This window comes from Thioclava sp. DLFJ5-1 (assembly GCF_002020115.1).
Lineage (GTDB): Bacteria > Pseudomonadota > Alphaproteobacteria > Rhodobacterales > Rhodobacteraceae > Thioclava > Thioclava sediminum.
This window is the reverse complement of record NZ_MPZU01000004.1, coordinates 103962-127586: the sequence shown is the minus strand read 5'-3', so window position 1 is coordinate 127586 and position 23625 is coordinate 103962. Positions and strand designations below refer to the sequence as shown.

Genomic DNA, 23625 nt, shown 5'->3' with positions numbered 1-23625 from the left:
AGTTGGGCAAATTTACTGACCAAACCGCTCGGGTTTGCAAAGTCACGCTGCGCCACTGCAGGTCCCTCCGGGCCCGTCTGGGATTGACTAGACCGGCGCTCTGGGCAAGGTGGGGCGCATGATCGATCTGCGCCCGGTTGGATATATCATCGGAATGCTGACATCCGTGCTGGGGCTGACGATGCTTATCCCGGCAGCGGTGGATTTGGGCTATGGTGCAGCGCATTGGCTGGTCTTCGTCGAAAGCGCGGTGCTGACGACGACGGCGGGCGCGCTGCTGGCGCTGGCCTCGCGTGACGGGCTGGCCCGGACGCTGTCGATCCACCAAAGCTTTCTGCTGACCTCGCTCGTCTGGCTGACGCTCCCCTTCTTTGGAGCGCTGCCTTTCATGCTGGGCGTGCCGCATCTGTCGCTGGTCGATGCCTATTTCGAGGCGATGTCGGGGCTGACCACGACCGGCACCACGGCGATTCCCAATCTCGACGGGTTACCGCCGGGGGTGAACCTCTGGCGCGGGTTGCTGCAATGGCTGGGCGGTCTGGGGATCATCATCGTCGCGATGATCTTCCTGCCGGTGATGAAGGTCGGCGGGATGCAGTTCTTCCGCTCGGAAGGATTTGATACGCTTGGAAAAATCCTGCCGCGCGCGATGGATATCTCGACCGCGCTGATCCGCATCTATGTCGGGCTGACCATCGCCTGCGCGCTGACCTATCTCGGCCTCGGGATGAAGGGGTTCGACGCGATCATGCATGCGCTCACCACGATGAGTACGGGCGGGTTCTCGAATTACGACGCCAGCTTCGCCACCTATAAGGGCGCGCCGGAATACGCGGCCTCGGTTTTCATGGCACTGGCGGCGATGCCGTTCATCCGCTTCGTGCAGGTGATGCGCGGCGACACGATGCCGCTCTGGCGCGACCCGCAGGTGCGCGCCTTCCTGCGCTGGATGGGCTATGCGATCGCGATCATCGTGCTTTACCGGATGATCCGCCATGAGGCGTCCTTCTGGCCGACGTTGCGCGAGGTGACGTTCAATGTGGTCTCGACCTTCACCGGCACGGGCTATGCCTCGGAGGACGTGACCCAATGGGGGCATCTGGCCTTCACGATCCTGCTGATTTCCGGGCTGATCGGGGGCTGCACGGCCTCCACCGCCTGTTCGGTCAAGGTGTTCCGCTACCTGATCCTTCTCGAAGCGATCAAGGCGCAGATCCAGCGGCTCTACTCGCCGCACCGTCTGCTGAAGGTGCAATATGACGGCCGCCCGGTCGAGGATAGCGTGGTCAACTCGGTGATGGCCTTCTTCTCGTTGTTCATCCTGATTTTCGGAATGCTGATCATCGCGCTGACCTTCACCGGCCTCGGGACCGAGACGGCGATGACCGCCGCCTGGACCTCGATCGCCAATATCGGCCCCGCTTGGGGGCCGGAGATCACCGCGAACGGCTCTGTCGCAGATTTCCCTGACAGCGCGAAATGGCTGATGAGCGCGGCAATGTGCCTCGGGCGGCTCGAATTGATGAGCGTGCTCGTGCTGTTGCTGCCGCGCTTCTGGCGGGGCTGATCACTTCCAGCAGGAAATCTGCACCACCATCCCGTCCGCGATCTGCTGAAGGTCTTCGGGGTCGCGGTTGCCCGAGATACCTGCCGCTTTCGGGGTAAAGCCATTGTCCGACAGGCCCGGCGCCATCGCCTTCGCCTGCAGCGCGACGGTCAGGTTGTCGGGCAGCACGCGGTTGGCGTTATCATTCGAAGGCAGCAACATCCCCACGACCGCGCCGGAGCCGTCGAGAACCGGCCCGCCCACATCGCCCGCGCGGGTCTGCGCCTCGATCCGGGCCTGATTGTCTTGCCCTTCCAGCCCCTTGAGGGCGGAGAGCGTGCCGAAATTCAGCACCGGCGCGGAGAGCGCTTCGGGATAGGAGAAGCCCGCCACCGCCACCTTGCTCCCGGCCATCGGGGCATCGGGGTTGAACTTCGCGACCTCCTTCGGCGCCAGCGTGTCATTCGGGGTCAGAACCGCATAGCCCTTGGCGCCGCCGTCGAAGCTGAGCGAGGCGGGGTGATCCTCGATGGTGATCCGCCCGCATTGGTCGAGCCCCTCGGCGGCGGTCAGCACATGGCCATCGGCATCAATGAAGAAGCCCGAGCGCGAGAAGATCGGCGCGCGTTTCTCGATCCCGGCCATCAGGGCGGCGCGCGTCACTGACATCGGTTGTCCGAGCGTCGCGTCGAGCGACGAGGTGCCGATGGGCGTGAAGCTCTTTTTCATCGCGTCGAGCACGCGGGCCCGGCGCTTGTCGTCCCCGGCGGGCCAGACCAGCGTGAAGCCCTTGATCTGCCCGCGCGAGAGTTCCGCATGGGTGTAGGACTGCACCGCGCTGTTCTGGCCTTCGATGGTGAAGCTGTTGCCGCGGATGTTGCGCTCGCCCCCCGTCGGCACGATTTCGAGCGTCTGCATCGCGTCATAAAGGCCGCGCAGCCGGGCCGCATCACCGGGTTGCGAGATCAGAAGAACCTGCACGCCGCTGCCATCCTTGGGCGCGTAATTCACGAAAGGCGCGTTGTAGCGGTCGAATTTCACCAGCCCCATCGGCAGGTCGATCCGGATACCGGCCTGATCTTCGGTCACGGTCTGCAGCCCCAGCGCCGCACGCTCGGAGGCGACCTTGTCCAGAAGCGCCGCCTGCTGGGTCGAGGACAGCACGCCGGTTGGCTCGTAATCGTTCTTCATCTGCCAGTCGGCGATCGAATTGCGCGTGCCGCCGCCGAAAATCCCGTCGATAGCGCCCTGATAGCTGCCTTCCCATTCCAGCGCGGTCTGGATGTCGCGCTTGGTCTGCGGATCGAGCGCAGCCTCCAGCCGGCGCGAATCCCGTAGCGTCTCGACCGGTTCGGGCGCGGGGGTGACCTCTTGCGGGGCAGGGGTGTCGGCAGTGGTTGTGGTGTCGGGGCTCACCGGCTCAGGCGCGGTGGCGGTGTCCTGCGCAGACGTATCCGGGGGCGTGGTCTGGCCATCCGATTGCGCGGTCGCATCCGGCCCGTCCAGCGGCTCCACGTCGATCGGGGCGGGCATCGGCGCGCCGCGCACGTCGCTTTGGGTGTCGGCTTGCGGCGCGGGCTGTTCGGGCGCCTGCGCGGGGGCGTTCAAGGTCGCGCCGACCGGCCAGAACTGCTGGCGGAAGTTGTTGCCATCGGCCACGAAACTGTCGCGCGGGATCAGCCCCTCGCGGCGCAGAACCCGGCGGCGCGCATTTGCCTCGGCATCATCGGCAAAGGGGCCAAGCGCGATCGCGTACCACCCGGAATCGAGCCGGAAGCCAGTGGTGTCGGGGAACATGCCTGCCCAGTCGCGGGCGCGCGCTTCGGCTTGGGCGAGCGAGCTTTTCGCCTCGATCTGCACCCAGGCTTCGGCCCAGGCCGTTCCGGTCCAGATCATGCCGGTGAGGCTGGCTCCGACGACGATTGAAACTGTCCGTGAAATTGCCCGCATTGCTGCCCCCGTAAAATATGCTTTTCCCCCGACCTTAGCGAAACGCGGGCGGAGGTCACCCCCCAAACGCCCTCTTTTGAGTCATGAAATCCGCCGTTGTGGGGCGGGGGCCTCAGCTTTGCATGTCGAGTTGCGCAGATCGTCCGCCCTAATCCTTGCAGGGCGTTGACGCCCCCGCGCCCCTTGCCTAGAGAGAAGGCGCTTCAACGGAAGGTGCGAAATATGGCAAACCCGGACGCCCCGAAATCCTTTCAGGAAATCATCCTGCGCCTGATGAGCTATTGGGCCTCGAAAGGCTGCGCGGTGATGCAGCCTTATGACATGGAAGTGGGGGCAGGCACCTTCCACCCGGCGACGACGCTGCGCGCGCTCGGTTCCAAGCCGTGGGCGGCGGCCTACGTCCAGCCCTCGCGCCGTCCGACCGATGGCCGCTATGGCGAGAACCCGAACCGCCTGCAGCACTACTATCAGTATCAGGTGCTGATCAAACCGAGCCCGCCGGACCTGCAGGAGCTGTATCTCGGCTCGCTCCGCGCAATCGGGATCGACACCGAACTGCACGATATCCGCTTCGTGGAAGACGACTGGGAAAGCCCGACGCTCGGCGCGTGGGGGCTTGGCTGGGAGGTCTGGTGCGACGGGATGGAAGTCAGCCAGTTCACCTATTTCCAGCAGGTCGGCGGCCATGACTGCAAACCGGTCTCGGGCGAGCTGACCTACGGGCTCGAGCGTCTGGCGATGTATGTGCTGGGCATCGATCACGTCATGGACATGCCCTATAACGACCCGTCAGCGCCGATCGCGCTGAAATACGGCGACGTGTTCCGCCAGACCGAGCAGGAATATTCGCGCTGGAATTTCGACGTGGCCGATACCGAGACGCTGCTGCGCCATTTCGAGGATGCCGAGGCCGAATGCGAACGTATCCTCGCCTCGCCCGAGGCGGACGATGCGGGCCGCAAGATCATCATGGCGCATCCCGCATACGACCAGTGCATCAAGGCGTCGCATCTCTTTAACCTTCTGGATGCGCGCGGCGTGATTTCGGTCACCGAGCGTCAGGCCTATATCGGCCGGGTCCGTGCGCTGGCCAAGGCCTGCGCCGACGCTTTCGTGCAGACCGAAGCGGGCGGGGCCTCGCAGAGTGAAGCCAACGAGGCTGTCGCGTGAATGGTAAGCTCATCGGAGGCGGCATCGTGGTAATCGCGCTCGTCTTCGGCGCGGTGGTCTATTATTCGCAGGAATACGGCTATTACGACGAGATCGCGCCGGGCTCCGACGCGGCGAAAGTCTCGCTGATGGAACTGGACGGCACGACGCAGGACCCGTTGCAGGCAGAGGGCTACAAAGGGATCGACGCGGACAGTTCGCCCCTGCGCTACCGGGCGTGCTTCGACACCGATCTGTCGATTGCAACGGCGACCGAGACCTATGAGGTCTACGACCGACCGACCCCGCTGATCGGCCCGAAATGGTTCGACTGCTATGATGCGAAAACCATCGGCGCGGACCTCGAGGCAGGCCGTGCGGTGGCCTTCCTGTCGCAACACAACATCCACCCCGGCGTCGACCGGGTCGTGGCTCTTTATCCCGATGGCCGGGCCTATGTCTGGCACCAACTGAACGACGAAGCGGAGAAATGACATGCCCGATCTTCTGATTGAACTGTTCTCCGAAGAAATCCCCGCGCGGATGCAGCCGAAAGCCCGTGAGGATCTGAAGAAACTGATTACCGATGGCGTGGTCGAGGCAGGTCTGACCTATGCCTCCGCCGGCGCTTTCTCGACCCCGCGCCGCCTGACGCTGACCGTCGAGGGGCTGACCGCCAACTCGCCGACGCTCCGCGAAGAACGCAAGGGCCCGCGCACCGACGCGCCCGAGAAGGCGATCGAGGGCTTCCTGCGCTCGACCGGGCTGAGCATGGATCAGCTCGAGGCGCGCGACGACAAGAAGGGGCAGGTCTATTTCGCCGTGATCGAAAAGCCCGGCCGTCCCGCGACCGAGATCGTGGCCGAAGTGCTGGAAAAAACGATCCGCAACTTCCCCTGGCCGAAATCGATGCGCTGGGGCGAGGGCAGCCTGCGCTGGGTGCGCCCGCTGCATTCGATCCTCGCGATCCTGACCGACGAGGCCGGCGCGACTGTCGTGCCGCTCGACGTGGACGGCATCGAGGCGGGCGACACCACGCGCGGTCACCGCTTCATGGCGCCCGACGTGCTTCAGGTCTCGGGCTTTGAGAGCTACGCCAAGCAGTTGAAAGCCGCCAAGGTCATGCTCGACCCCAACGAGCGTGCCGAGGCGATCGACCACGATGCCGCGCAGATGGCGTTCGCCAAGGGCTGGGAAGTGGTGCCGGACAAGGGTCTTCTGGCCGAGGTCTCGGGCCTCGTCGAATGGCCCGTCACGCTGATGGGCGAGATCGACGGCGAATTCCTCGACCTGCCGCCCGAGGTGCTGCAGACCTCGATGAAAGAGCATCAGAAATTCTTCTCGGTGAAGAACCCCAAGACGAGCCGGATCGAGGGCTTCGTGACCGTCGCCAACCGCGAGACCGCCGATCACGGCGCGACCATCCTCGCGGGCAACCAGAAAGTGCTCTCGGCGCGTCTGTCGGATGCCAAGTTCTTCTGGGAAAACGACCTGCGCACCGTTCAGGCCCACGGGCTCGAAGGGATGGGCGCGGGGCTCGACGCCGTGACCTTCCATAACCTTCTTGGAACTCAGGGCAGCCGTATCCGCCGCATCGAGACCCTCGCGCGTGAAGTCGCGCCGCTGGTTGGCGCCAAGCCGGACCTCGCCGCCGAGGCCGCCCGCGTCGCCAAATCCGATCTGCGCTCGGAAATGGTCTATGAATTCCCCGAGCTGCAGGGCGTGATGGGCCGCTACTACGCGCAAAAGGCGGGACTGTCCGACGCCGTCGCCGATGCCTGCCGCGACCATTACGCGCCGCTGGGCCCGTCCGATGCGGTGCCGTCCGAGCCCGTCTCGATCGCCGTCGCGCTCGCCGACAAGATCGACACGCTGACCGGCTTCTGGACGATCGGCGAGAAGCCGACTGGCTCGAAGGACCCCTTCGCGCTGCGTCGCGCGGCGCTGGGCGTGATCCGGTTGATCTCGGCGAATGGCCTGCGGATGTCGCTTAAAGCAATTTTCGCGGCAGGAATTACCGCAGTCGACAAGGACCGAGAAAAAATGAAAGTGGGAGATATGGCGAATATCGGGGACACGCCGAGTATCGCCGGAATTGGCGCGCCCGCTCCCACTGACCGGTCAAATGAAGTCGCCGACCTCATGTCCTTCTTCCACGACCGCCTCAAGGTCCACCTGCGCGACGCAGGCATCCGTCACGACGTGATCGACGCCGTGCTCGCCATGCCGGGCAGCGACGATCTCACCCTCGTCGTCAAACGGGCCGAGGCGCTGTCGGACTTCTTCAAGACCGACGATGGCGAGAACCTGATCCAGGGTTTCAAGCGCGCGAATAACATCCTCACGCAGGCCGAGGAAAAGGACGGCGTGGAATACAGCTTCGGCGCCGATCCGAAATTCGCGGAGACGGACGAGGAAAAGGCCCTCTTCGCCGCGCTCGACGCCGCCGAAGCCAAGATCGCCCCGGCGATGGCAGACGAAGATTTCGCCGCCGCCATGTCCGCCATGGCCGACCTGCGCGCGCCGATCGACGCTTTCTTCGAGGCGGTGCAGATCAACGCCGACAACCCGATCTTGCGGCGCAACCGTCTCAACCTGCTTTCGCGCATCCGGCAGATCTGTCTCGATGTGGCCGACCTCACCAAGATCGAAGGCTGATCCTTCCTCTTGGTGTAAATATCCCCGCCGGAGGCGCCCCCACGGCGCCTCCTGTCGCAAGGCCGAAACAGGGCGGGCCAGTGACGCCACGTCTTCTGTCCGAATGTCACACTTGCGAGGGCGGGGAATCAGCCTATCCTGCGTCGAGAGAGAAGGCGCGCTGCAATGCAGAAACCCGTTGAAAACGCTGATTTTGTGACCCTTACGCCCACGGCGTCGGTCGATAAGGCGCGTCACGGCTGGCGCGCGAAATGCCTTCAACGGCTGATCCGGCTCGACCTTCCCGTCCCGAAAACCGTCGCTCTGCCCGCCGAAACCGTGCGCGCGATCGCGTCGGGACAGGTTTTCGACATGGCCGCAATTGCGGATTGCTTCGGGCCGCAGATGCTGGTGTCGGTGCGGCCGAGCCCGGAAAATCCCGAATGGGGCGGGCCGGGCACGGTGCTCAATGTCGGCATGAATGACGACATGCATGCGGTGCTGTCCAATACGCATGGCAGCGAGGCCGCCGACGCGCTCTATCTGCGCTTCGTGCAGCTCTACTCAATCCATGTGGCGCGGCTCGATCCGGACATGTTCCAGCAGGAGCCCGGGCCGGGCGCGCTGGAAGCCGCGCTCGACGCCTATGAAGAGGAAACCGACGAGCGGTTCCCGCAATCGGGCGCCCAGCAGCTGGCCGAGGTGCTGCGCTCCATGGCGCGGGCCTGGGAGGGCACGACCGCGCGGCTCCTGCGGCAGGCCAAGGGCGCGCCGCCCGATGCGGTGCTGGGGCTTCTGGTGCAGGAGATGGCGCTGGGGATCGGGCCGGGCCTGTCGGGCTCGGGCACGATGCAATTCGTCGATAGCGTGACCGGCGCGCCGCAGATCACCGGGCGGTTCCGCGGCCAGAGCCAGGGCCGCACCAGCGCGGTCGAGACGCTTTATCTCACGCGCGATCCGCGCGGGGCCTCGCTCGAAGAGGCGGATGGCCGTGTCTTCGACACGCTGAAGGATTACGGCGCGCGTTGCCGGGTGAAGCTGCGCGAAGAGATGCAGATCGAGTTCACCATCGAAAGCGGCAAGGTCCATGTGATCGACGCGGTGCGGGTGCCGCGCTCGTCGCGGGCTGCCGTGCGCATCGCGGTGGCGCTGGCCAATGACGATGTGATCTCGCGCGAGGATGCGCTGCTGCGGGTCGAGCCGCGCGCCATCACCGAGCTTTTGCACTATCAGGTCGATCCGCGTGCGCCGCGGGACGTGCTGGCACGCGGGATCGCGGCCTCGCCGGGCGCGGCCACCGGCAAGATCGTGTTCTCGGCCGCCGCCGCGCAGGCCTCTGCCGCGCGCGACGAGCCCTGTATCCTCGTGCGCCGCGAAACCTCTCCCGAGGATATCCGCGGGATGCATGCGGCCGTCGCCGTGCTGACCGAACGCGGCGGGATGACCTCCCACGCGGCGGTGATCGCGCGCGGTCTGGGCCTGCCCTGCATCGTCGGCGCCGAGATCGAGATCAACAGCCGCGAGCGCCAGTTCCGCGGCCCCAAGGGGCGGCTGTTCCGCGAGGGCGACACGATCACGCTCGACGGGACCAATGGCGAGGTGCTGGTTGGGACGGCGGAGATGCTCGCGCCCGCGCTGGATGACGGGTTCCGCACGCTTCTGAGCTGGGCCGATCTGGTGCGCGATATCGGCATCCGCGCCAATGCCGACACGCCGGAGGACGCGCGCACCGCGCTGATGTTCGAGGCCGACGGGATCGGGTTGTGCCGGACCGAGCATATGTTCTTCGACGAAGACCGCCTGACGGTGATGCGCGAGATGATCTTCGCCGACGGGCCGGAAGATCGCCGCGCCGCTCTTGACCGGTTGCTGCCGATGCAGCGGGACGATTTCGGCGCGCTGTTCGAGCTGATGAAGGGGGAGCCGGTCTGCATCCGTCTCTTCGACCCACCGCTACACGAATTCCTGCCGCATGACCGCGAGGGGATGCGCGAACTGGCCGAGGCGCTGGACCGTCCGCTGTCCGAGGTCACGCGCCGGGTGGAGGCCCTGTCCGAGTTCAACCCGATGCTCGGGATGCGCGGCGTGCGCTTGGGCGTGACCGTGCCCGAGATCTACGACATGCAGGCCCGCGCGATCTTCGAGGCCACCGTGGAGGCGCTCCGCCGGGGCGCCGAGGTGGTGCCCGAGATCATGATCCCGCTCGTCTCCGCCTCGCGCGAGGTGGAGATCGTGAAAACTCGGGTCGATGCGGTCGCCGCCGCCGTGCGCACCGAGACCAAGGAAGATTTCACCTACCGCCTCGGCGTGATGGTGGAGACGCCCCGTGCGGCCCTGCGCGCCGGTGAGATCGCCGAACACGCGGCCTTCCTGTCCTTCGGGACCAACGACCTCACGCAGATGACCTACGGGCTCTCCCGCGACGATGCGGGCCGCTTCATGTCGACCTATGTGAACCAGCAGGTCTATAGCGAAGACCCGTTCCATATCCTCGATGTAGAGGGGGTAGGGGAGTTGCTGCTGATCGGGGCTGCGCGCGGACGCTCCGCCCGGCCCGATGTCACGATCTCGGTCTGCGGCGAACATGGCGGAAACCCCGAATCAATCGCCTTCTGCCGGGCTGCGGGATTCGATTATGTCTCCTGTTCGCCTTTCCGGGTGCCGGTCGCCCGTCTCGCGGCTGCCCATTTCGCACTCCTTGCGCCGCGCGGTCGATCTTTTCCCTAGAGGTAAGGTCACAGAAGCGAAAATTTGGCCGTTTTTCTCAAATACCATTGGCAAATCTTCGCGCGTCGCGATATGCGATTCGAGAGGGACATAGCACGCAAATCACCGTGCATTTTGGCAAGATTCCGCCGTGACTCCGTAGGGGGTCGCGCATTTTTTCGTGAAAACCTAGACATGGATAGCTCGCTCGGGTAAGCGATGCGCCGTCGCGGCTCAATGGGGGGTGCGCGGCGATTGACCTTATCGGAAGAAAACCATGTCACTGCTGAAAAGCTGGACGGGGGGTGCTGCCATCCTCCTCGCCCTCGCCGGAGGCTTGCGTGCCGAAGTCACGGTAAGCCAGTCGAACGACCCCACTGAGGTCGCCGAACAAGGACTGATGTCGGTCCTGTGGACGGAGCGCTCCGCGATGAGCGCGATCGACAAACGACGCGTCACCGCGCTCACCATGGCGCCGGAACGCTCGAAAAAACATGCGACTCTGCCGGAAGTCCTTTCGGCCAAGTGGCTGGCCGCGCAACCCGCTGCCAAGGGTGGCGAGCAGTTCCAATGTCTCTCGCAGGCGCTTTACTTCGAAGCGCGTGGCGAAGGCGTGAAGGGCCAGCAGGCCGTCGCCGAGGTCATCCTGAACCGTGTCGACGATCCGCGCTTCCCCGGTTCGATCTGCGGCGTTGTCCATCAGGGCAATTCGCGCGCCTGCCAGTTCAGCTGGTATTGCGACGGTCGCTCCGACACCGTCCGCAACAAAGGTGCCTACGCCGAAGTCGCGAAAGTCGCCCGGGCGATGATCGACGGTGCGCCGCGCTCGCTGACCGACGGGGCGACCTACTTCCACACGCGCGCCGTGCGCCCGAGCTGGTCGCGCCGCTTCGCGAAAACCGCGTCGATCGGCCATCACATCTTCTACGCCAACCCGGTGCGCACCGCCTCGAACTGAGGCCGCGCTTTCAGGGGCCCGCGTCGCGGGCAGGCGATGAAATGACGGTTGAGGGTGGGCTTCGGTCCGCCCTTTTTCTATGCTCGACATGACTGAAAAATTCCCGAGGCGCGCATGAGTTCCGATATTTCCCTCGCCTTTTCGCATCCCGAAGCGCGGGCGGCGGCCTCTGCGCCGACCGACCCCCGGGATCGCATCTCGCTGCGCGACCATGTGGTGGAGGCCGATATCGGTGCCTTCCAGCAGGAGCGTGGCCACACACAGCGCCTGCAATTCAACGTGGTGGTGGAGGTCCGGCCCACGCCGGAGCCGATCGAGGACGACGTGGATCGCATCCTCTCCTATGACCGGATCACCGAGGCGATCGCGGCGGAATTGGCCGAGGAACGGGTGAACCTGCTGGAGACGCTCGCAGCCGGCGTGGCAGAGCGTATCCTCGCCAGCCCGCAAGCGATGCGCGTCTTCGTGCGGATCGAGAAGCTCGACCGCGGCCCCGGTGCGCTCGGCGTCGAGATCGTGCGCTCCCGTGCCTCCGTCCCGGTGAAAAGCGTCGATGAGAGCGGGGTGGAGGAAAGCCTGCACCCGGTCGTTGCCTATCTGTCGAACGCGGCCATCGACGCGCCGGACCTGGCGGCGCGGCTCGACGTGCTGCAGGAGACGGGCCATCCGGTGATCCTCGCCGTGGGGCTGCCCGACGGCGCCGTGCCCGAGAGCGGGCAGGGGCCCACGCAGCGCCGCATCGACCTTCTCGCGATCGAGCAGAACGCATGGCGGCTCGCGGCCCGCGATCCGCGCTGCGTTGTGGTTGCCACCCGCACCGAGATCGACTGGGCAATGCGTCACGGCCAGATGGTCGTCTGGGCGCCCTCCAAGATCGTGCTGGACGCGACCGACGGCCCGAAAAGCCCCGCGCGCGACGCGATGGCGCTGGCGCTGTGGCTGGCCGAGCAGATGGCCGCGACACGGCTGGAAGTTCACGGGACTGTTTCAGCCCCGGCAGGAAGCCGCGTGCCGGTCGAGACGCGCCCGCTCTGAACGGCTTGAACTCTCGGGCGCAATCGGGTGAATGGTGCGCATGGAGAAGCTCTATTATCGACCCGTCGCCCGAACCGACTCCGCCCGTCCCGACACGGCTCTGACCCTCGCCGGGGGGTGGTGCTGGTTCGATGAGGTGGAGATTCTGCGCCGCGATGGCGAGCCAGAGATCATCCCCGTGGCCCATCTGCCCGAAGAGGTGATGGAGCGGCTTTGCGCCCCGCGCACCCCGGTCGCCGGGATCACGCTCGATGCGCCGCGGATCATGGGCATTCTGAATGTCACCCCTGACAGCTTCTCCGATGGCGGGCGCTTCGACGTCGAGGACGCAGCGATCGAGCGTGCCGTCGCGCTGCGCAAGATGGGCGCCGACATTCTCGACATCGGCGGCGAGTCGACCCGTCCCGGCGCCACGGAAGTCGAGGAAGACGAAGAGATCGCCCGCACCGCGCCCGTGATCGCGGCGCTGCGCGATGCCGATTTCGACGCGCCGATCTCCATCGACACCCGCAAGTCGCTGGTCGCGGATCAGGCGCTGGAGGCGGGGGCCGCGATGCTCAACGATGTCTCCGCGATGGAATTCGATCCGGCGATGGTCGAGGTCGCGCAGGTCTCCGGCGCGCCGATCTGCCTGATGCATGCGCAGGGCCTGCCCGAGACGATGCAGGACGATCCGCGCTACACGGATGTGCTGCTCGACGTCTACGACTATCTCGAAGATCGCATCGCGCTGGCCGAGGATTACGGCATCGCGCGCGAGGCGATCATCGCCGATCCCGGTATCGGCTTCGGCAAGACCGCGCAGCACAATCTCGCCTTGATCCGCGGTCTCAGCTTGTTTCACGGGCTGGGCTGCCCGGTCCTGCTCGGGGTGTCGCGCAAACGCTTCATCGGGGCCGTGGGCGGCGCCGAGGAGGCCGATAGCCGCGCCCCCGGTACTCTGGCCGTGACGCTCGCCGGGCTCGATCAGGGCATTCAAATTCACCGCGTCCACGATGTGGCCGAGATCGCCCAAGGCATCCGGCTCTGGGACGCGATCAAAAGAGGTTTTGAGGAATGAGCAGGAAGCTTTTTGGCACTGATGGTGTCCGCGGCGAGGCCAATTCCGGCAACATGACCGCCGAGATGGCGCTGAAACTGGGCGCCGCTGCGGGCCGCTATTTCCGGCAGGACGACTCGCGCGGCCACCGCGTGGTGATCGGCAAAGACACGCGGCTCTCGGGCTACATGTTCGAGAACGCGCTGACCGCGGGTCTGACTTCGACGGGGATGAACGTTCTGCTGCTCGGCCCGGTGCCCACGCCCGCCGTGGGCTACCTGACCCGCTCGATGCGCGCGGATATGGGGATCATGATCTCCGCCAGCCACAATCCGGCCAAGGATAACGGGATCAAGTTCTTCGGTCCCGACGGGTTCAAGCTCAGCGACGAGGCCGAGACCGAGATCGAGGCGATGCTCGACACCAATATCCGTCTCGCGCGCCCCGAGAATATCGGCCGCGCCAAGCGGATCGACGACGGTCTGGGGCGCTATGTCGAATATGCCAAGACCACCTTCCCGAAGCTGCGCAAGCCCGACCTGAAAGTCGTCGTCGATTGCGCCAATGGGGCGGCCTATCGTGCGGCCCCCGATGTTCTATGGGAGTTGGGCTGCGAAGTGATCCCGGTCGGCGTCTCGCCCGACGGGCGCAACATCAACGACGGTTGCGGCTCGACCCATGTCAGCACCTGCGCTGAGGCCGTGGTGGCGCATGGCGCCGATCTCGGGATCTCGCTCGACGGCGACGCGGACCGGGTGATGATCATCGACGAGACCGGCCATGTCGCCGATGGCGATCAGATCATGGCGCTGTTTGCGAAACGCTGGGCCGAATCCGGTCAGCTTACCGGCGGCGCGCTGGTGGCGACCGTGATGTCCAACCTCGGTCTGGAGCGTTTCCTTGAGGCCGAGGGGCTGCGGCTCGAGCGCACCAAGGTCGGCGACCGCTACGTGGTCGAGCGGATGCGCGAAGGCGGCTTCAATCTTGGCGGCGAGCAATCGGGTCATATCGTCATGACCGACTACGCCACCACGGGTGACGGCCTGATGGCGGGGCTGCAATTCCTCGCCGCGATGGTCGAGACCGGGCTGCGCGCCTCCGACCTCGTGCGGCAATTCGAGACTGTGCCGCAAATGTTGAAAAACGTAAGGTATCAGGCGGGACAGGAGCCTCTGAGCGCCGATAATGTTGCAAAAGCGATATTGGACGCGGAGACCCGTCTGAACGGTCAGGGCCGTCTTCTGATCCGCAAATCCGGCACCGAGCCGCTGATCCGCGTGATGGCGGAATGCGAGGACGAGGGCCTGTTGGAAGCGACCGTCGACAGCATCGTCGCCGCCGTCGAGGCCGAAACCGCGTAAGGGGGGCGCTGCCCCCGTCGCCGTAGGACGACAATCAACGGAGAATGAAGGGGCTCTGCCCCCGGCCTGCGGCCGTCCCCGGGATATTTTGAAAGAGCGAAGTAGAGGGGGCCGCGCGCCCCCTTTTTTCTTACCCGCCGAAGAGGTCCAGCCCCAGCCAGATCAGGGCGACCGCTTCGAATACGGTCCAGAGCACGCCGACCCAGCGCCAGAAAGTCGGGCCGGCCTCCGCGCGCCAGACCGAGCGGGTCAAACCGATCAACACAGCGATCCGGTAGATCCCCGCGGCCACAGCGAAGCTTCCGAAGAACGCGCCAAGATGACCCGGCGAGATCAGTGCGGTGAACAGCGCTAGGATCACGATCAGCGGCACCACCACCAGCGCGGGCCCGTAATTGCCCGCCCAGAACGTATCTCCCGGCGCGAGCCGCCCGGCGAAAAGATCGCCGAACCATTTCGGGGTGAAGAATTTTGCGCGCTCCTCGAAGATCGCTTCGAGTTCCTCGTGGTCGGGTTCGGCCATCTGCTTCCCTTTCAATTCGCGGAACTGTGACAAGAAACCCGTAGCCCCGCAAGGCGACGCGCTGCCGCGGTCAGCGTCTGGAGTGACCAAAACGTGACTGAACTTCAAGGCCTTCCGCGGCTTTGGAGCAACGGAGGGGCGATATTTACCGGAGGTGCGTCATGGACCAATCATCCATTTTTCCCACATCAGATTTCTGGCCGCTCGCGATCGGCTTCCTATCGCTCTCGATCAACTATTTCGTCCAGGGCGGCGCGGCCGTCGCGAACGGCCCGAGCTGGTCCGGCGACCCGCTGGCGCAGGAGCGCACCTTGGGCCTCTGGGGCATCTTCCTTGGCGGGTTCGGCCAGCTTCTGACCGGTATCTACCTGATGGTCGGCCTGACTTGGTTTCCGGTCTTCGCCAATGCCGCGCCGCTCTACATGGCGGCTGTCGCCTTCTCGCTCTACGGCATCCACTGGTTCGTCATCGGGTTGCGTCGCTACACCCATTCCGATCCCGGTCCCGAGGCGTGGATGGCGATCCCGCTGTTCGGGTTGAGCGCGATGGGCACGATCTCGTTCTGGGGCAATGGCGATATCCCCGGCGCGATCCTCTTCATCGGCCTGATGCTGATCTACCTCGCCGAATTCGGCGCACGCTGGACCAATAGCGAGACGGCGGAAAAAGCGGGTGGCGTGTTCCAGCTGCTGACCGGCGTGTGGCTGTTCTACCTCGCCTGGGGCGTGACGATGAACATGGCCAACGGCGCGAGCTACTGGGTGTAACCCCACATATAAAAGAACCCCCGGCGCATAGGCCGGGGGTCCGATCTCGTCGCTGTCGTGCAGATCAGTTGCGCGACTTGTCGACCATCTTGCCCTTGGAGATCCAGGGCATCATGGCGCGCAGCTTCTCGCCGACTTGCTCGATTTCGTGCTCGTCGTTGATGCGACGGGTCGCCTTGAAGAAGGGCTGGCCGACCGCGTTTTCCTGCATGAAGTCACGCACGAATTTGCCGGTCTGGATGTCGGTCAGGACATCCTTCATGCGCTTCTTGGTTTCCTCGTAGGGGAGGATGCGCGGACCCGAAACATACTCGCCATATTCGGCGGTGTTCGAGATCGAGTAGTTCATGTTCGCGATGCCGCCTTCATAGATCAGGTCGACGATCAGCTTCACTTCGTGGAGGCACTCGAAATAGGCCATTTCCGGCTCGTAACCGGCTTCCACGAGGGTCTCGAAGCCCATGCGGATCAGCTCGACGAGGCCGCCGCAGAGAACCGCTTGCTCGCCGAACAGGTCGGTTTCGCATTCCTGACGGAAGTTGGTCTCGATGATGCCCGAGCGGCCGCCACCGATGGCCGAGCAGTAGCTCAGCGCGATGTCCTGCGCCTTGCCGGTCGCGTCGTTTTCGACCGCGAAGAGGCAGGGCACGCCGCCGCCCTTGGTGTATTCGCCACGCACGGTGTGACCCGGGCCTTTCGGCGCCATCATGATCACGTCGATGCCGGGCTTCGGCTCGATCAGGCCGAAATGCACGTTCAGGCCGTGGGCGAACGCGATCGCCGAGCCGTCTTTCAGGTTGTCATGGACGTACTTCTTGTAGGTCTCGGCCTGAAGTTCGTCGGGCATGGTGAACATGATCACGTCACACCAGGCAGCCGCTTCCGCGATACCCATCACCTGCAGGCCTTCGGCTTCGGCTTTCGCTTTCGAGGGCGAGCCGTCGCGCAGCGCAACGGCCACGTTCTTCGCACCCGAGTCGCGCAGGTTCAGCGCGTGGGCGTGGCCCTGCGAGCCGTAGCCAAGAATGGCGACTTTCTTGTCCTTGATCAGGTTCACATCGCAATCGCGATCGTAATAGACGCGCATGGCGTTCCTCCTTCTTTTCTGAGGCTGAGAATAGAACGTTCTGCGCGAATATGCGTTCAGAAGTTGAGCGTAATCGCTAAAGAGGATAAAAGTCATTCGCGCTTTTTGGTAAAATCGGAAAAATCATGCAGATCGACGATACGGACCGACGGATATTGCGTCAGATGATGGCGGAGCCGGGTCTCCCCTCGGCCGAACTGGCCGAGCGCGCGGGCGTCACGCCCGCGACCTGTTGGCGCCGGATCGAGAAGTTGCGCGAAGGCGGGGTGATCCGCGGGGAAAAGGCGCTGATCGACTGGCACGCGCTCGGCTGGGCGGTCGAGGTTTCCCTGCGCTTCACCTTGGATAAGACCAACCCGCGCGCTTTCGACGAATTCACCGCCGCCGCGCGCGAGGTCCCGGAAGTAATTGAAATCCAAAGCTTCCTCGGCTCCACCGATATGCGCCTGCAGGTCATCGCCCGCGATATGGCGCATTATCAGGAGATCTACCGCAACCGCATTCTGACCCTGCCGCATATCGCCGAACTCGATGCTCTGATGCTGATCTCGACGATCAAATCCAGTGCGGAGCTGCCGATATGAGCCTCGATCTCGACGATTTCGACCGCCAGCTGCTGCGGGCGCTGAGCCGCGATTCCACGCAGAGCGCGGGCGCGTTGGGGCGCAAGCTCGGGCTCTCTCAGCCCGCGACATGGCGCCGAATCCGTCGGATGCAGGAGGCGGGTGTGATCGCAGGGCGCCGCGTCATCGTCGATCCCGAGGCGCTCGGTTTCGGTGTGACGGTCTTTCTGGGCGTGAAGCTCGCTGCGAAAGGCCGCGTCAGTCTCGAGGATTTCGAACGCGCGGTGACCGCGATCCCCGAAGTGCAGCTCGTGCAGCACGTCCTCGGGCTCTTCGATTACCGGCTGCGCGTCACTGCCCGCGATCTGCCCGACTTCGAACGGGTTTTGCGGCGTCGGATCATGACCTTGCCCGGTGTCGGGCAGGTCGAGGCGAATGTGCTTCTCAACGAAGAACGTCGTCCCGGCCCCTTGGGCTGATTCATTACAGTTGAAAAATTGGGCAAACTGCGCGTGAAATGGGCGCAGCTGCCGTTGTGCTTTGGTCAAAGCCAAATCTGCGCGAGCAAGGCATGGACCGCTTCGTTGGTGCGGTTTTGGATCGGGGGGGAGGGACCCATGTTCGACGCGAAAATACAGACTACGGCTGCAGTCGAGATGCAGCGTTCGCGCGGCGTGGCGCGGGCCGCCTTTTCCGGTGCACGGCTGACCGGCCTCCATCAAAGCGGCTCCGCGAAAGCCATTCTGCCGCGCGTTCCGGGCGCGGCAGAAGTGGTTTTCCTGAACACTTCCGGTGGCTTGGCCTCTGGAGACCGGCTTTCCTACAAGACCGATCTGGAAGATGGCGCGAAACTCGTGGCGACGACCCAAGCCGCCGAGCGCGCCTATCGCGCCGATGGAGATCAGGCGCAGGTCGAGGTGCATCACAATGTCGGCGCCGGGTGCCACCTCGATTGGCTGCCCCAGGAGACGATCCTGTTCGATCGCTCGAAACTTGCGCGCGACACGACGATTTCGCTGGCCGCCGATGCGTCCTGCCTGATGCTCGAGGCGGTGGTTCTGGGCCGGATCGCAATGGGCGAGCGGGTGCAGGACTTGCAGTTTTTCGACATGCGCCGGATCGATCGCGCCGGAAAACCTGTCTTTTTCGAGCCCTTCTTGCTGAATTCCAACATTTTGGCCAAGGGCGCGCGCAGCGCGGTTCTGGGCGAGGCGCGCGCTTTCGCGACGCTCGTTCTGTGCCAGCAAGGTGCGGAAGACGCGGTGGAGCCCCTGCGCGCGGTGCTCGATGAGCCAGGCGTCGAAGGGGCGGCTTCGGGGTTCGACGGGAAATGCGTCATCCGGCTGCTCGCGCGGGACGGTTGGCCGATGCGGCGACAAATTCTACGACTTTTCAATACGTTGCGACGCGGTGAAGCGGCGCCGCGCGTGTGGCAGATCTGAGGGAATACGATGAACCTGACACCGAGGGAAAAGGATAAGCTGCTGATCAGCGTTGCTGCGATGGTCGCGCGCAACCGGCTGGAACGCGGCGTGAAGCTCAATCACCCGGAAGCCATTGCAATCATTTCGGATTTCGTCGTCGAAGGGGCCCGCGAGGGGCGCTCCGTCGCCGATCTGATGGAGGCGGGGGCAGGGGTGATCTCGGCCGATCAATGCATGGAGGGCATCCCCGAGATGATCCATTCCATTCAGGTCGAAGCGACCTTCCCGGACGGCACGAAGCTCGTCACCGTCCATCATCCGATCCGCTGAGATAAGTTCAGCTTATACAGACCGACCCGAAATAAGTTTTTCTAATGAAAGGCCGTCCGATGAAATTTGTAGCCGCTCTCGCCGTCCTCGCGCCCACTGCCGCGCTGGCCCATCCCGGCCACAGCGCGGGGAGCACATCGTTCTTCCACGACGGTCCGCTGATCGGGCTCCTTGCGCTCGCAGCGGTCGCCTATGTCGGACCGGAACTGGCGCGCGCGCTGCGTCGCAACAAGGAGTGAGCCGATGATCCCCGGAGAAATCCTGCCCGCGGCGGGCGAGATCACGCTGAATGAGGGCTGCGAGGCGATCACGCTGATGGTCGCCAATACCGGCGACCGCCCGGTGCAGGTCGGCTCGCATTACCATTTCGCGGAGACCAATCCGGGGTTGGAGTTCGACCGGGACGCCGCGCGGGGCTACCGTCTGGACATCGCAGCCGGAACGGCGGTGCGGTTCGAGCCGGGCCAGAGCCGCGAAGTGCGGCTGGTACCCTATCGCGGCTCGCGTGAAGTCTATGGATTTAATCAGAAAGTTATGGGGGCGCTCTGATGCCGGCCACGATCTCGCGTAGCACCTATGCCGATATGTTCGGTCCCACCACCGGCGACCGGGTGCGGCTCGCCGATACCGATCTGATCATCGAGGTCGAGCGCGACCTGACCACCTATGGCGAGGAGGTCAAGTTCGGCGGCGGCAAGGTGATCCGCGACGGCATGGGGCAGAGCCAGATTTCCCGCGCGGGCGGCGCGGTCGATACGGTCATCACCAATGCGCTGATCGTGGACCATTCGGGGATCTACAAGGCGGATGTCGGCCTGAAGAGTGGGCAGATCGTGGCAATCGGCAAGGCGGGCAATCCCGACACGCAGCCGAATGTCGACATCATCATCGGGCCGGGGACGGAAGTCATTGCCGGGGAAGGGAAAATCCTGACCGCTGGCGGGTTCGACGCGCATATTCATTTCATCTGTCCGCAGCAGATCGAGGATGCGCTGGCGTCGGGGATGACGACGATGCTGGGCGGCGGCACGGGCCCCGCGCATGGCACGCTGGCCACGACCTGCACGCCGGGGCCGTGGCATATCGCGCGGATGCTGCAGAGCTTCGATGCGCTGCCGGTCAACCTCGCGCTGTCTGGCAAGGGCAATGCTTCGCGCCCCGAGGCGCTCGTCGAGATGGTCGAGGGCGGTGCCTGCGCGCTGAAACTGCACGAAGATTGGGGCACGACGCCGGGCGCGATCGATTGCTGCCTGTCGGTGGCCGACGACATGGATGTGCAGGTGATGATCCACACCGACACGCTCAACGAGAGCGGCTTCGTCGAGAATACGCTGGCCGCGATCAAGGGCCGCACGATCCACGCCTTCCATACCGAAGGCGCGGGGGGCGGCCATGCGCCGGATATCCTGAAGGTGGTGAGCGCGCCGAATGTGATCCCATCTTCGACGAACCCGACGCGGCCCTATACCGGAAACACGATCGAAGAGCATCTCGATATGCTGATGGTGTGCCACCACCTCGACAATAAGGTGCCCGAGGATGTGGCCTTCGCCGAAAGCCGTATCCGGAAAGAGACGATTGCGGCCGAGGATATCCTGCATGACATGGGCGCGATGTCGATCATCAGCTCGGACAGTCAGGCGATGGGGCGCGTGGGCGAGGTCATCATTCGCTGCTGGCAGACGGCGGACAAGATGCGCAAACAGCGCGGGCGTCTGCCGGAAGAGCAGGGCGACAATGACAATGTGCGGGTGAAGCGGTTCATCGCGAAATACACGATCAACCCGGCGATTACCCACGGGATGAGCCAGCATATCGGCTCGATCGAAGTGGGGAAGCGTGCCGATCTGGTGCTGTGGAACCCGGCCTTCTTCGGCGCGAAGCCCGAAATGGTGCTGATCGGGGGCTCGATTGTCTCGGCGCAGATGGGCGATCCGAACGGCTCGATCCCGGCACAGCCTTTCTATACGCGCAATATGTTCGGGGCGCTGGGTGGCGCGCGGCACGCGAGTTCCGTCACCTTCGTCAGTCAGGCGGCGCAGGCCAACGGGCTGGCGGCGAGCCTTGGTCTGCAAAAGCAGACGCTTGCCGTCGAGGGTACGCGCGGCATCGGCAAGGCGCAGATGATCCACAATGCGGCGACGCCCGAGATCGACGTGCATCCCGAGACCTATGAGGTGCGCGCGGATGGCGAATTGCTGACCTGCGCGCCCGCGGAGGTTCTGCCGCTGGCACAGCGTTACTTCCTCTTCTGAGGATGGCGTCAGCCGCCGGATACGAGGCGCAGCCCCACGTTGACGGGTCTGTCCCGAACGAGTTCGGGCAGGCGGTTCCGCGTCGGATCATGCGGTCGGGTCTGCAGCGTGCGGGTCACTTTCTCGCGCTGAAAGGCCGGGTCGGAGCGGATTTCGGGCGGCAGCAGGCGCGGCTCCAGCACCTGGCGGCGGCTGGTGACGATCTCCACCTTCGTCCAGCGGCCGAGACAGGGCATGTCTGGCTGGGTAAGATAGGCCTCGCGCAGCTCTGCCTCGCGGCGTTTGAGTTGTGCGATCTGCGCGCGGATCTGGGCCAACTCATCCGCGGGAGTGCGCGGTTCGAAGCAATGGTGGAACATTGAAAGACTCCTTTGCTGCAGAGCAGTCTGCGGTCGGAGGTTTGAGAAAGCGTTAAGGGGAGCCGAGAGAATGAGCGATTATCCCAAGGCCGAGAAAGTCGCGCCGAAAGGTGCCTGGCAGGCGGCGGTCGACTATGTGGCGCTGGATTACGAGGGGCGGTTTCTGCGCCGCAAGCGGCTGGTTGCGGGCTCGGGCGCGGGGTTTCTGGTGGATCTGCCGGAGGTGACGAATCTGACCGGCGGCGAGGCCTTCGTGCTGGAGGACGGGCGGTTCATCGAGGTGCGTCCGGCGCTGGAGCCGGTGCTGGTTGTAAAGGGCGATCTGACGCGGCTGGCTTGGCATATCGGCAACCGTCATACGCCCTGCCAGATCGAGGCGGAGCGGCTGGTGATCCGCGCCGATCATGTGCTGGAAGCGATGCTGAAACAGCTGGGCGCGGAGGTGTCGCCCGCGGTCGAGACCTTCCAGCCCGAGGGCGGCGCCTACGGGATGGGGCGCACGATGGGGCATGAGCACGGGCATTCGCATCACCATGGGCATTCCCATTCGCACAGCCACGACCATCATCACGACCATGCCTGATCCGACCGCGTCCCTCTCGCTGATGCAATGGCTCTCCCCGGCCTTTCCGACCGGGGCGTTCGCCTATTCGCACGGGCTTGAGCAGGCGGTGGCGGCGGGTGAGATCGGGGGTGCGGCGGGGTTCGCCATTTGGCTGGGGGATGTGCTGGAGAATGGCGCGGGCTGGTCGGATGCGGTGCTGCTGGCCTGCGGGCTGCGCGGTGGCGATCTCGACGAGCTGGATGCGTTGGGGCGCGCGATGGCGGGTTCGGCCGAGCGGCTGCGTGAGACGGCGGAACAGGGCGCGGCCTTCACGCTGGCGCAGGCCGGGTTGCGGGGCGTCGAGCTGCCGCCGCGGATTTTACCGGTCGCACTGGCCGAGGCGGCGCGCGATCTGGACCTGCCGGCCGCGCAGGTGATTTCCCTCTTCCAGCATTCTTTCGCATCGAACCTCGTCTCTGCGGCGATCAGACTTGTCCCTTTGGGACAAATCGCCGGGCAAACGGTGTTGAGCGAGCTGCACGGAAAAATCGCCGAGATCGCGGCACGCGCGGCGCAGGCGGAACTGACTGACCTGAGCTTCAGCGCCTTTCGCGCCGAGGTCTCGGCCATGAAACACGAGACGCTCGATGTGCGTCTCTTCAAGACTTGAGGTGAGGATATGGGCAACGGACCTTTGCGCGTTGGTATTGGCGGACCGGTGGGCGTGGGCAAGACCACGCTGACCGAGCAACTCGCGCGGGCCTTGGCGTCGCGCGTGTCGATGGCGGTTGTCACGAACGACATCTATACGCGCGAGGATGCCGAGGCGTTGATGCGCGCGCAGGTGCTGCCGGGCGAGCGTATTCGCGGCGTCGAGACGGGGGGCTGCCCGCATACGGCAATCCGTGAGGATGCGTCGATCAATCTGGCGGCCATCGCCGATCTGACCGCGCAACTCCCCGATCTGGAACTGGTGCTGATCGAGAGCGGCGGCGACAATCTGGCCGCCACCTTCTCGCCGGAACTGGCCGATCTGACGATCTATGTCATCGACACGGCGGCGGGGCAGGATATCCCGCGCAAACGCGGTCCGGGACTGACGAAGTCTGACCTTCTGGTGGTGAACAAGGTCGACCTCGCGCCGCATGTGGGGGTCGATCTGGCGCAGCTCGAGGCGGATACGCAAACCGCGCGTGGGTCGAAGCCCTATGTTATGGCGCGGCTGCGCCAAGGTGCGGGCATCGAGGAGATCGTCGCATTTCTCGAGCGCGAGGGTGGTTTGGCGCTGAAACCGATTCCAGCCTGATAACGAAATAGTTGCCCGTTTATTGGGCGAAAACTCACAATTTGTGCGAAAACTTCGGCAGACCCGCCCATTCGGCGGGTTTTTTG

24 protein-coding genes are annotated in these 23625 nt (G+C 64.6%); 20 read left to right on the top strand and 4 right to left on the bottom strand.

What is annotated here, in order from left to right; all coding sequences use genetic code 11:
* The first annotated feature begins 118 nt into the window (after positions 1 to 118).
* A complete protein-coding gene (locus BMI86_RS13455; protein ID WP_078541864.1) occupies positions 119 to 1567 on the top strand; it encodes a TrkH family potassium uptake protein in 1449 nt (482 codons plus the stop codon).
* Here BMI86_RS13455 and BMI86_RS13450 read toward each other — a convergent pair whose 3' ends face one another.
* Positions 1568 to 3442: a trypsin-like peptidase domain-containing protein gene (locus BMI86_RS13450; protein WP_168173856.1), complete on the bottom strand. Its 1875-nt coding sequence runs from the start codon at positions 3440 to 3442 to the stop codon at positions 1568 to 1570.
* A gap of 276 nt (positions 3443 to 3718) precedes the next feature.
* Between BMI86_RS13450 and BMI86_RS13445 the strand changes: the two genes are divergently transcribed.
* From BMI86_RS13445 to glmM, 8 genes are all read left to right on the top strand, one after another.
* On the top strand, positions 3719 to 4666 hold the full coding sequence (locus tag BMI86_RS13445) for a glycine--tRNA ligase subunit alpha (protein WP_078541862.1): 948 nt from the start codon (positions 3719 to 3721) through the stop codon (positions 4664 to 4666).
* Positions 4663 to 5139, top strand: a complete 477-nt coding sequence (locus BMI86_RS13440) for a DUF6446 family protein (protein ID WP_078541861.1) — start codon at positions 4663 to 4665, stop codon at positions 5137 to 5139. Before BMI86_RS13445 ends, BMI86_RS13440 begins: the two co-directional genes overlap by 4 nt.
* A 1-nt stretch (position 5140) precedes the next feature.
* Entirely contained in the window at positions 5141 to 7303 is a 2163-nt protein-coding gene (gene glyS / locus BMI86_RS13435) for a glycine--tRNA ligase subunit beta (protein ID WP_078541860.1), read from the top strand.
* Between the two features lie 165 nt (positions 7304 to 7468).
* A complete protein-coding gene (locus BMI86_RS13430; RefSeq protein ID WP_078541859.1) occupies positions 7469 to 10009 on the top strand; it encodes a putative PEP-binding protein in 2541 nt (846 codons plus the stop codon).
* A 256-nt stretch (positions 10010 to 10265) separates the two neighbouring features.
* Entirely contained in the window at positions 10266 to 10946 is a 681-nt protein-coding gene (locus BMI86_RS13425) for a cell wall hydrolase (RefSeq protein ID WP_078541858.1), read from the top strand.
* 114 nt (positions 10947 to 11060) lie between these two features.
* Entirely contained in the window at positions 11061 to 11981 is a 921-nt protein-coding gene (locus tag BMI86_RS13420) for a dihydroneopterin aldolase (protein ID WP_078541857.1), read from the top strand.
* Positions 11982 to 12021: 40 nt separating this feature from the next.
* A complete protein-coding gene (folP, locus tag BMI86_RS13415; RefSeq protein WP_078541856.1) occupies positions 12022 to 13041 on the top strand; it encodes a dihydropteroate synthase in 1020 nt (339 codons plus the stop codon).
* Positions 13038 to 14381 carry a phosphoglucosamine mutase gene (gene glmM, locus BMI86_RS13410; protein WP_078541855.1) on the top strand — a complete coding sequence of 448 codons (1344 nt, stop codon included), beginning with the start codon at positions 13038 to 13040 and terminating at the stop codon, positions 14379 to 14381. The genes folP and glmM overlap by 4 nt, the downstream gene beginning before the upstream one ends.
* Before the next feature lie 130 nt (positions 14382 to 14511).
* On the opposite strand, the gene BMI86_RS13405 is transcribed toward glmM, so the two are convergent.
* Positions 14512 to 14904: a hypothetical protein gene (locus BMI86_RS13405; RefSeq protein WP_078541854.1), complete on the bottom strand. Its 393-nt coding sequence runs from the start codon at positions 14902 to 14904 to the stop codon at positions 14512 to 14514.
* Between the two features lie 161 nt (positions 14905 to 15065).
* On the opposite strand from BMI86_RS13405, the gene BMI86_RS13400 reads away from it, so the two are divergent.
* Positions 15066 to 15671 (top strand): hypothetical protein, encoded by a 606-nt coding sequence (locus tag BMI86_RS13400; RefSeq protein ID WP_078541853.1) that lies wholly within the window; start codon positions 15066 to 15068, stop codon positions 15669 to 15671.
* Positions 15672 to 15735: 64 nt separating this feature from the next.
* Here the strand turns inward: BMI86_RS13400 and ilvC are convergent, their stop codons facing one another.
* A complete protein-coding gene (ilvC, locus tag BMI86_RS13395) occupies positions 15736 to 16854 on the bottom strand; it encodes a ketol-acid reductoisomerase (RefSeq protein ID WP_281478199.1) in 1119 nt (372 codons plus the stop codon).
* 29 nt (positions 16855 to 16883) lie between these two features.
* Between ilvC and BMI86_RS13390 the strand changes: the two genes are divergently transcribed.
* The 7 genes from BMI86_RS13390 (at position 16884) to ureC (ending at position 21330) form a co-directional block, all read left to right on the top strand.
* Complete coding sequence (locus BMI86_RS13390; RefSeq protein WP_078541851.1) at positions 16884 to 17342, top strand: Lrp/AsnC family transcriptional regulator; 459 nt, start codon at positions 16884 to 16886, stop codon at positions 17340 to 17342.
* Positions 17339 to 17800, top strand: a complete 462-nt coding sequence (locus BMI86_RS13385) for an Lrp/AsnC family transcriptional regulator (protein WP_078520267.1) — start codon at positions 17339 to 17341, stop codon at positions 17798 to 17800. The genes BMI86_RS13390 and BMI86_RS13385 overlap by 4 nt, the downstream gene beginning before the upstream one ends.
* A gap of 177 nt (positions 17801 to 17977) precedes the next feature.
* Positions 17978 to 18763 (top strand): urease accessory protein UreD, encoded by a 786-nt coding sequence (locus tag BMI86_RS13380; RefSeq protein ID WP_168173866.1) that lies wholly within the window; start codon positions 17978 to 17980, stop codon positions 18761 to 18763.
* 9 nt (positions 18764 to 18772) lie between these two features.
* A complete protein-coding gene (locus BMI86_RS13375) occupies positions 18773 to 19075 on the top strand; it encodes an urease subunit gamma (protein ID WP_075776945.1) in 303 nt (100 codons plus the stop codon).
* A gap of 59 nt (positions 19076 to 19134) precedes the next feature.
* Positions 19135 to 19314 (top strand): hypothetical protein, encoded by a 180-nt coding sequence (locus BMI86_RS13370; RefSeq protein ID WP_143594802.1) that lies wholly within the window; start codon positions 19135 to 19137, stop codon positions 19312 to 19314.
* A 4-nt stretch (positions 19315 to 19318) separates the two neighbouring features.
* On the top strand, positions 19319 to 19624 hold the full coding sequence (locus BMI86_RS13365) for an urease subunit beta (RefSeq protein ID WP_078520264.1): 306 nt from the start codon (positions 19319 to 19321) through the stop codon (positions 19622 to 19624).
* Positions 19624 to 21330, top strand: coding sequence for an urease subunit alpha (ureC, locus tag BMI86_RS13360; protein ID WP_078541848.1), 1707 nt, complete (start codon positions 19624 to 19626; stop codon positions 21328 to 21330). Before BMI86_RS13365 ends, ureC begins: the two co-directional genes overlap by 1 nt.
* Before the next feature lie 8 nt (positions 21331 to 21338).
* Here the strand turns inward: ureC and BMI86_RS13355 are convergent, their stop codons facing one another.
* Positions 21339 to 21689, bottom strand: coding sequence for a hypothetical protein (locus tag BMI86_RS13355; protein ID WP_078520262.1), 351 nt, complete (start codon positions 21687 to 21689; stop codon positions 21339 to 21341).
* A 70-nt stretch (positions 21690 to 21759) separates the two neighbouring features.
* Here BMI86_RS13355 and ureE point away from each other — a divergent pair, with 70 nt between their 5' ends.
* The 3 genes from ureE to ureG are packed head-to-tail and all read left to right on the top strand — an operon-like array spanning position 21760 to position 23539.
* A complete protein-coding gene (gene ureE, locus BMI86_RS13350; RefSeq protein ID WP_078541847.1) occupies positions 21760 to 22272 on the top strand; it encodes an urease accessory protein UreE in 513 nt (170 codons plus the stop codon).
* Complete coding sequence (locus BMI86_RS13345; protein ID WP_078541846.1) at positions 22265 to 22903, top strand: urease accessory UreF family protein; 639 nt, start codon at positions 22265 to 22267, stop codon at positions 22901 to 22903. Before ureE ends, BMI86_RS13345 begins: the two co-directional genes overlap by 8 nt.
* 9 nt (positions 22904 to 22912) lie before the next feature.
* Positions 22913 to 23539 carry an urease accessory protein UreG gene (gene ureG / locus BMI86_RS13340; RefSeq protein ID WP_078541845.1) on the top strand — a complete coding sequence of 209 codons (627 nt, stop codon included), beginning with the start codon at positions 22913 to 22915 and terminating at the stop codon, positions 23537 to 23539.
* Positions 23540 to 23625 lie beyond the last annotated feature (86 nt).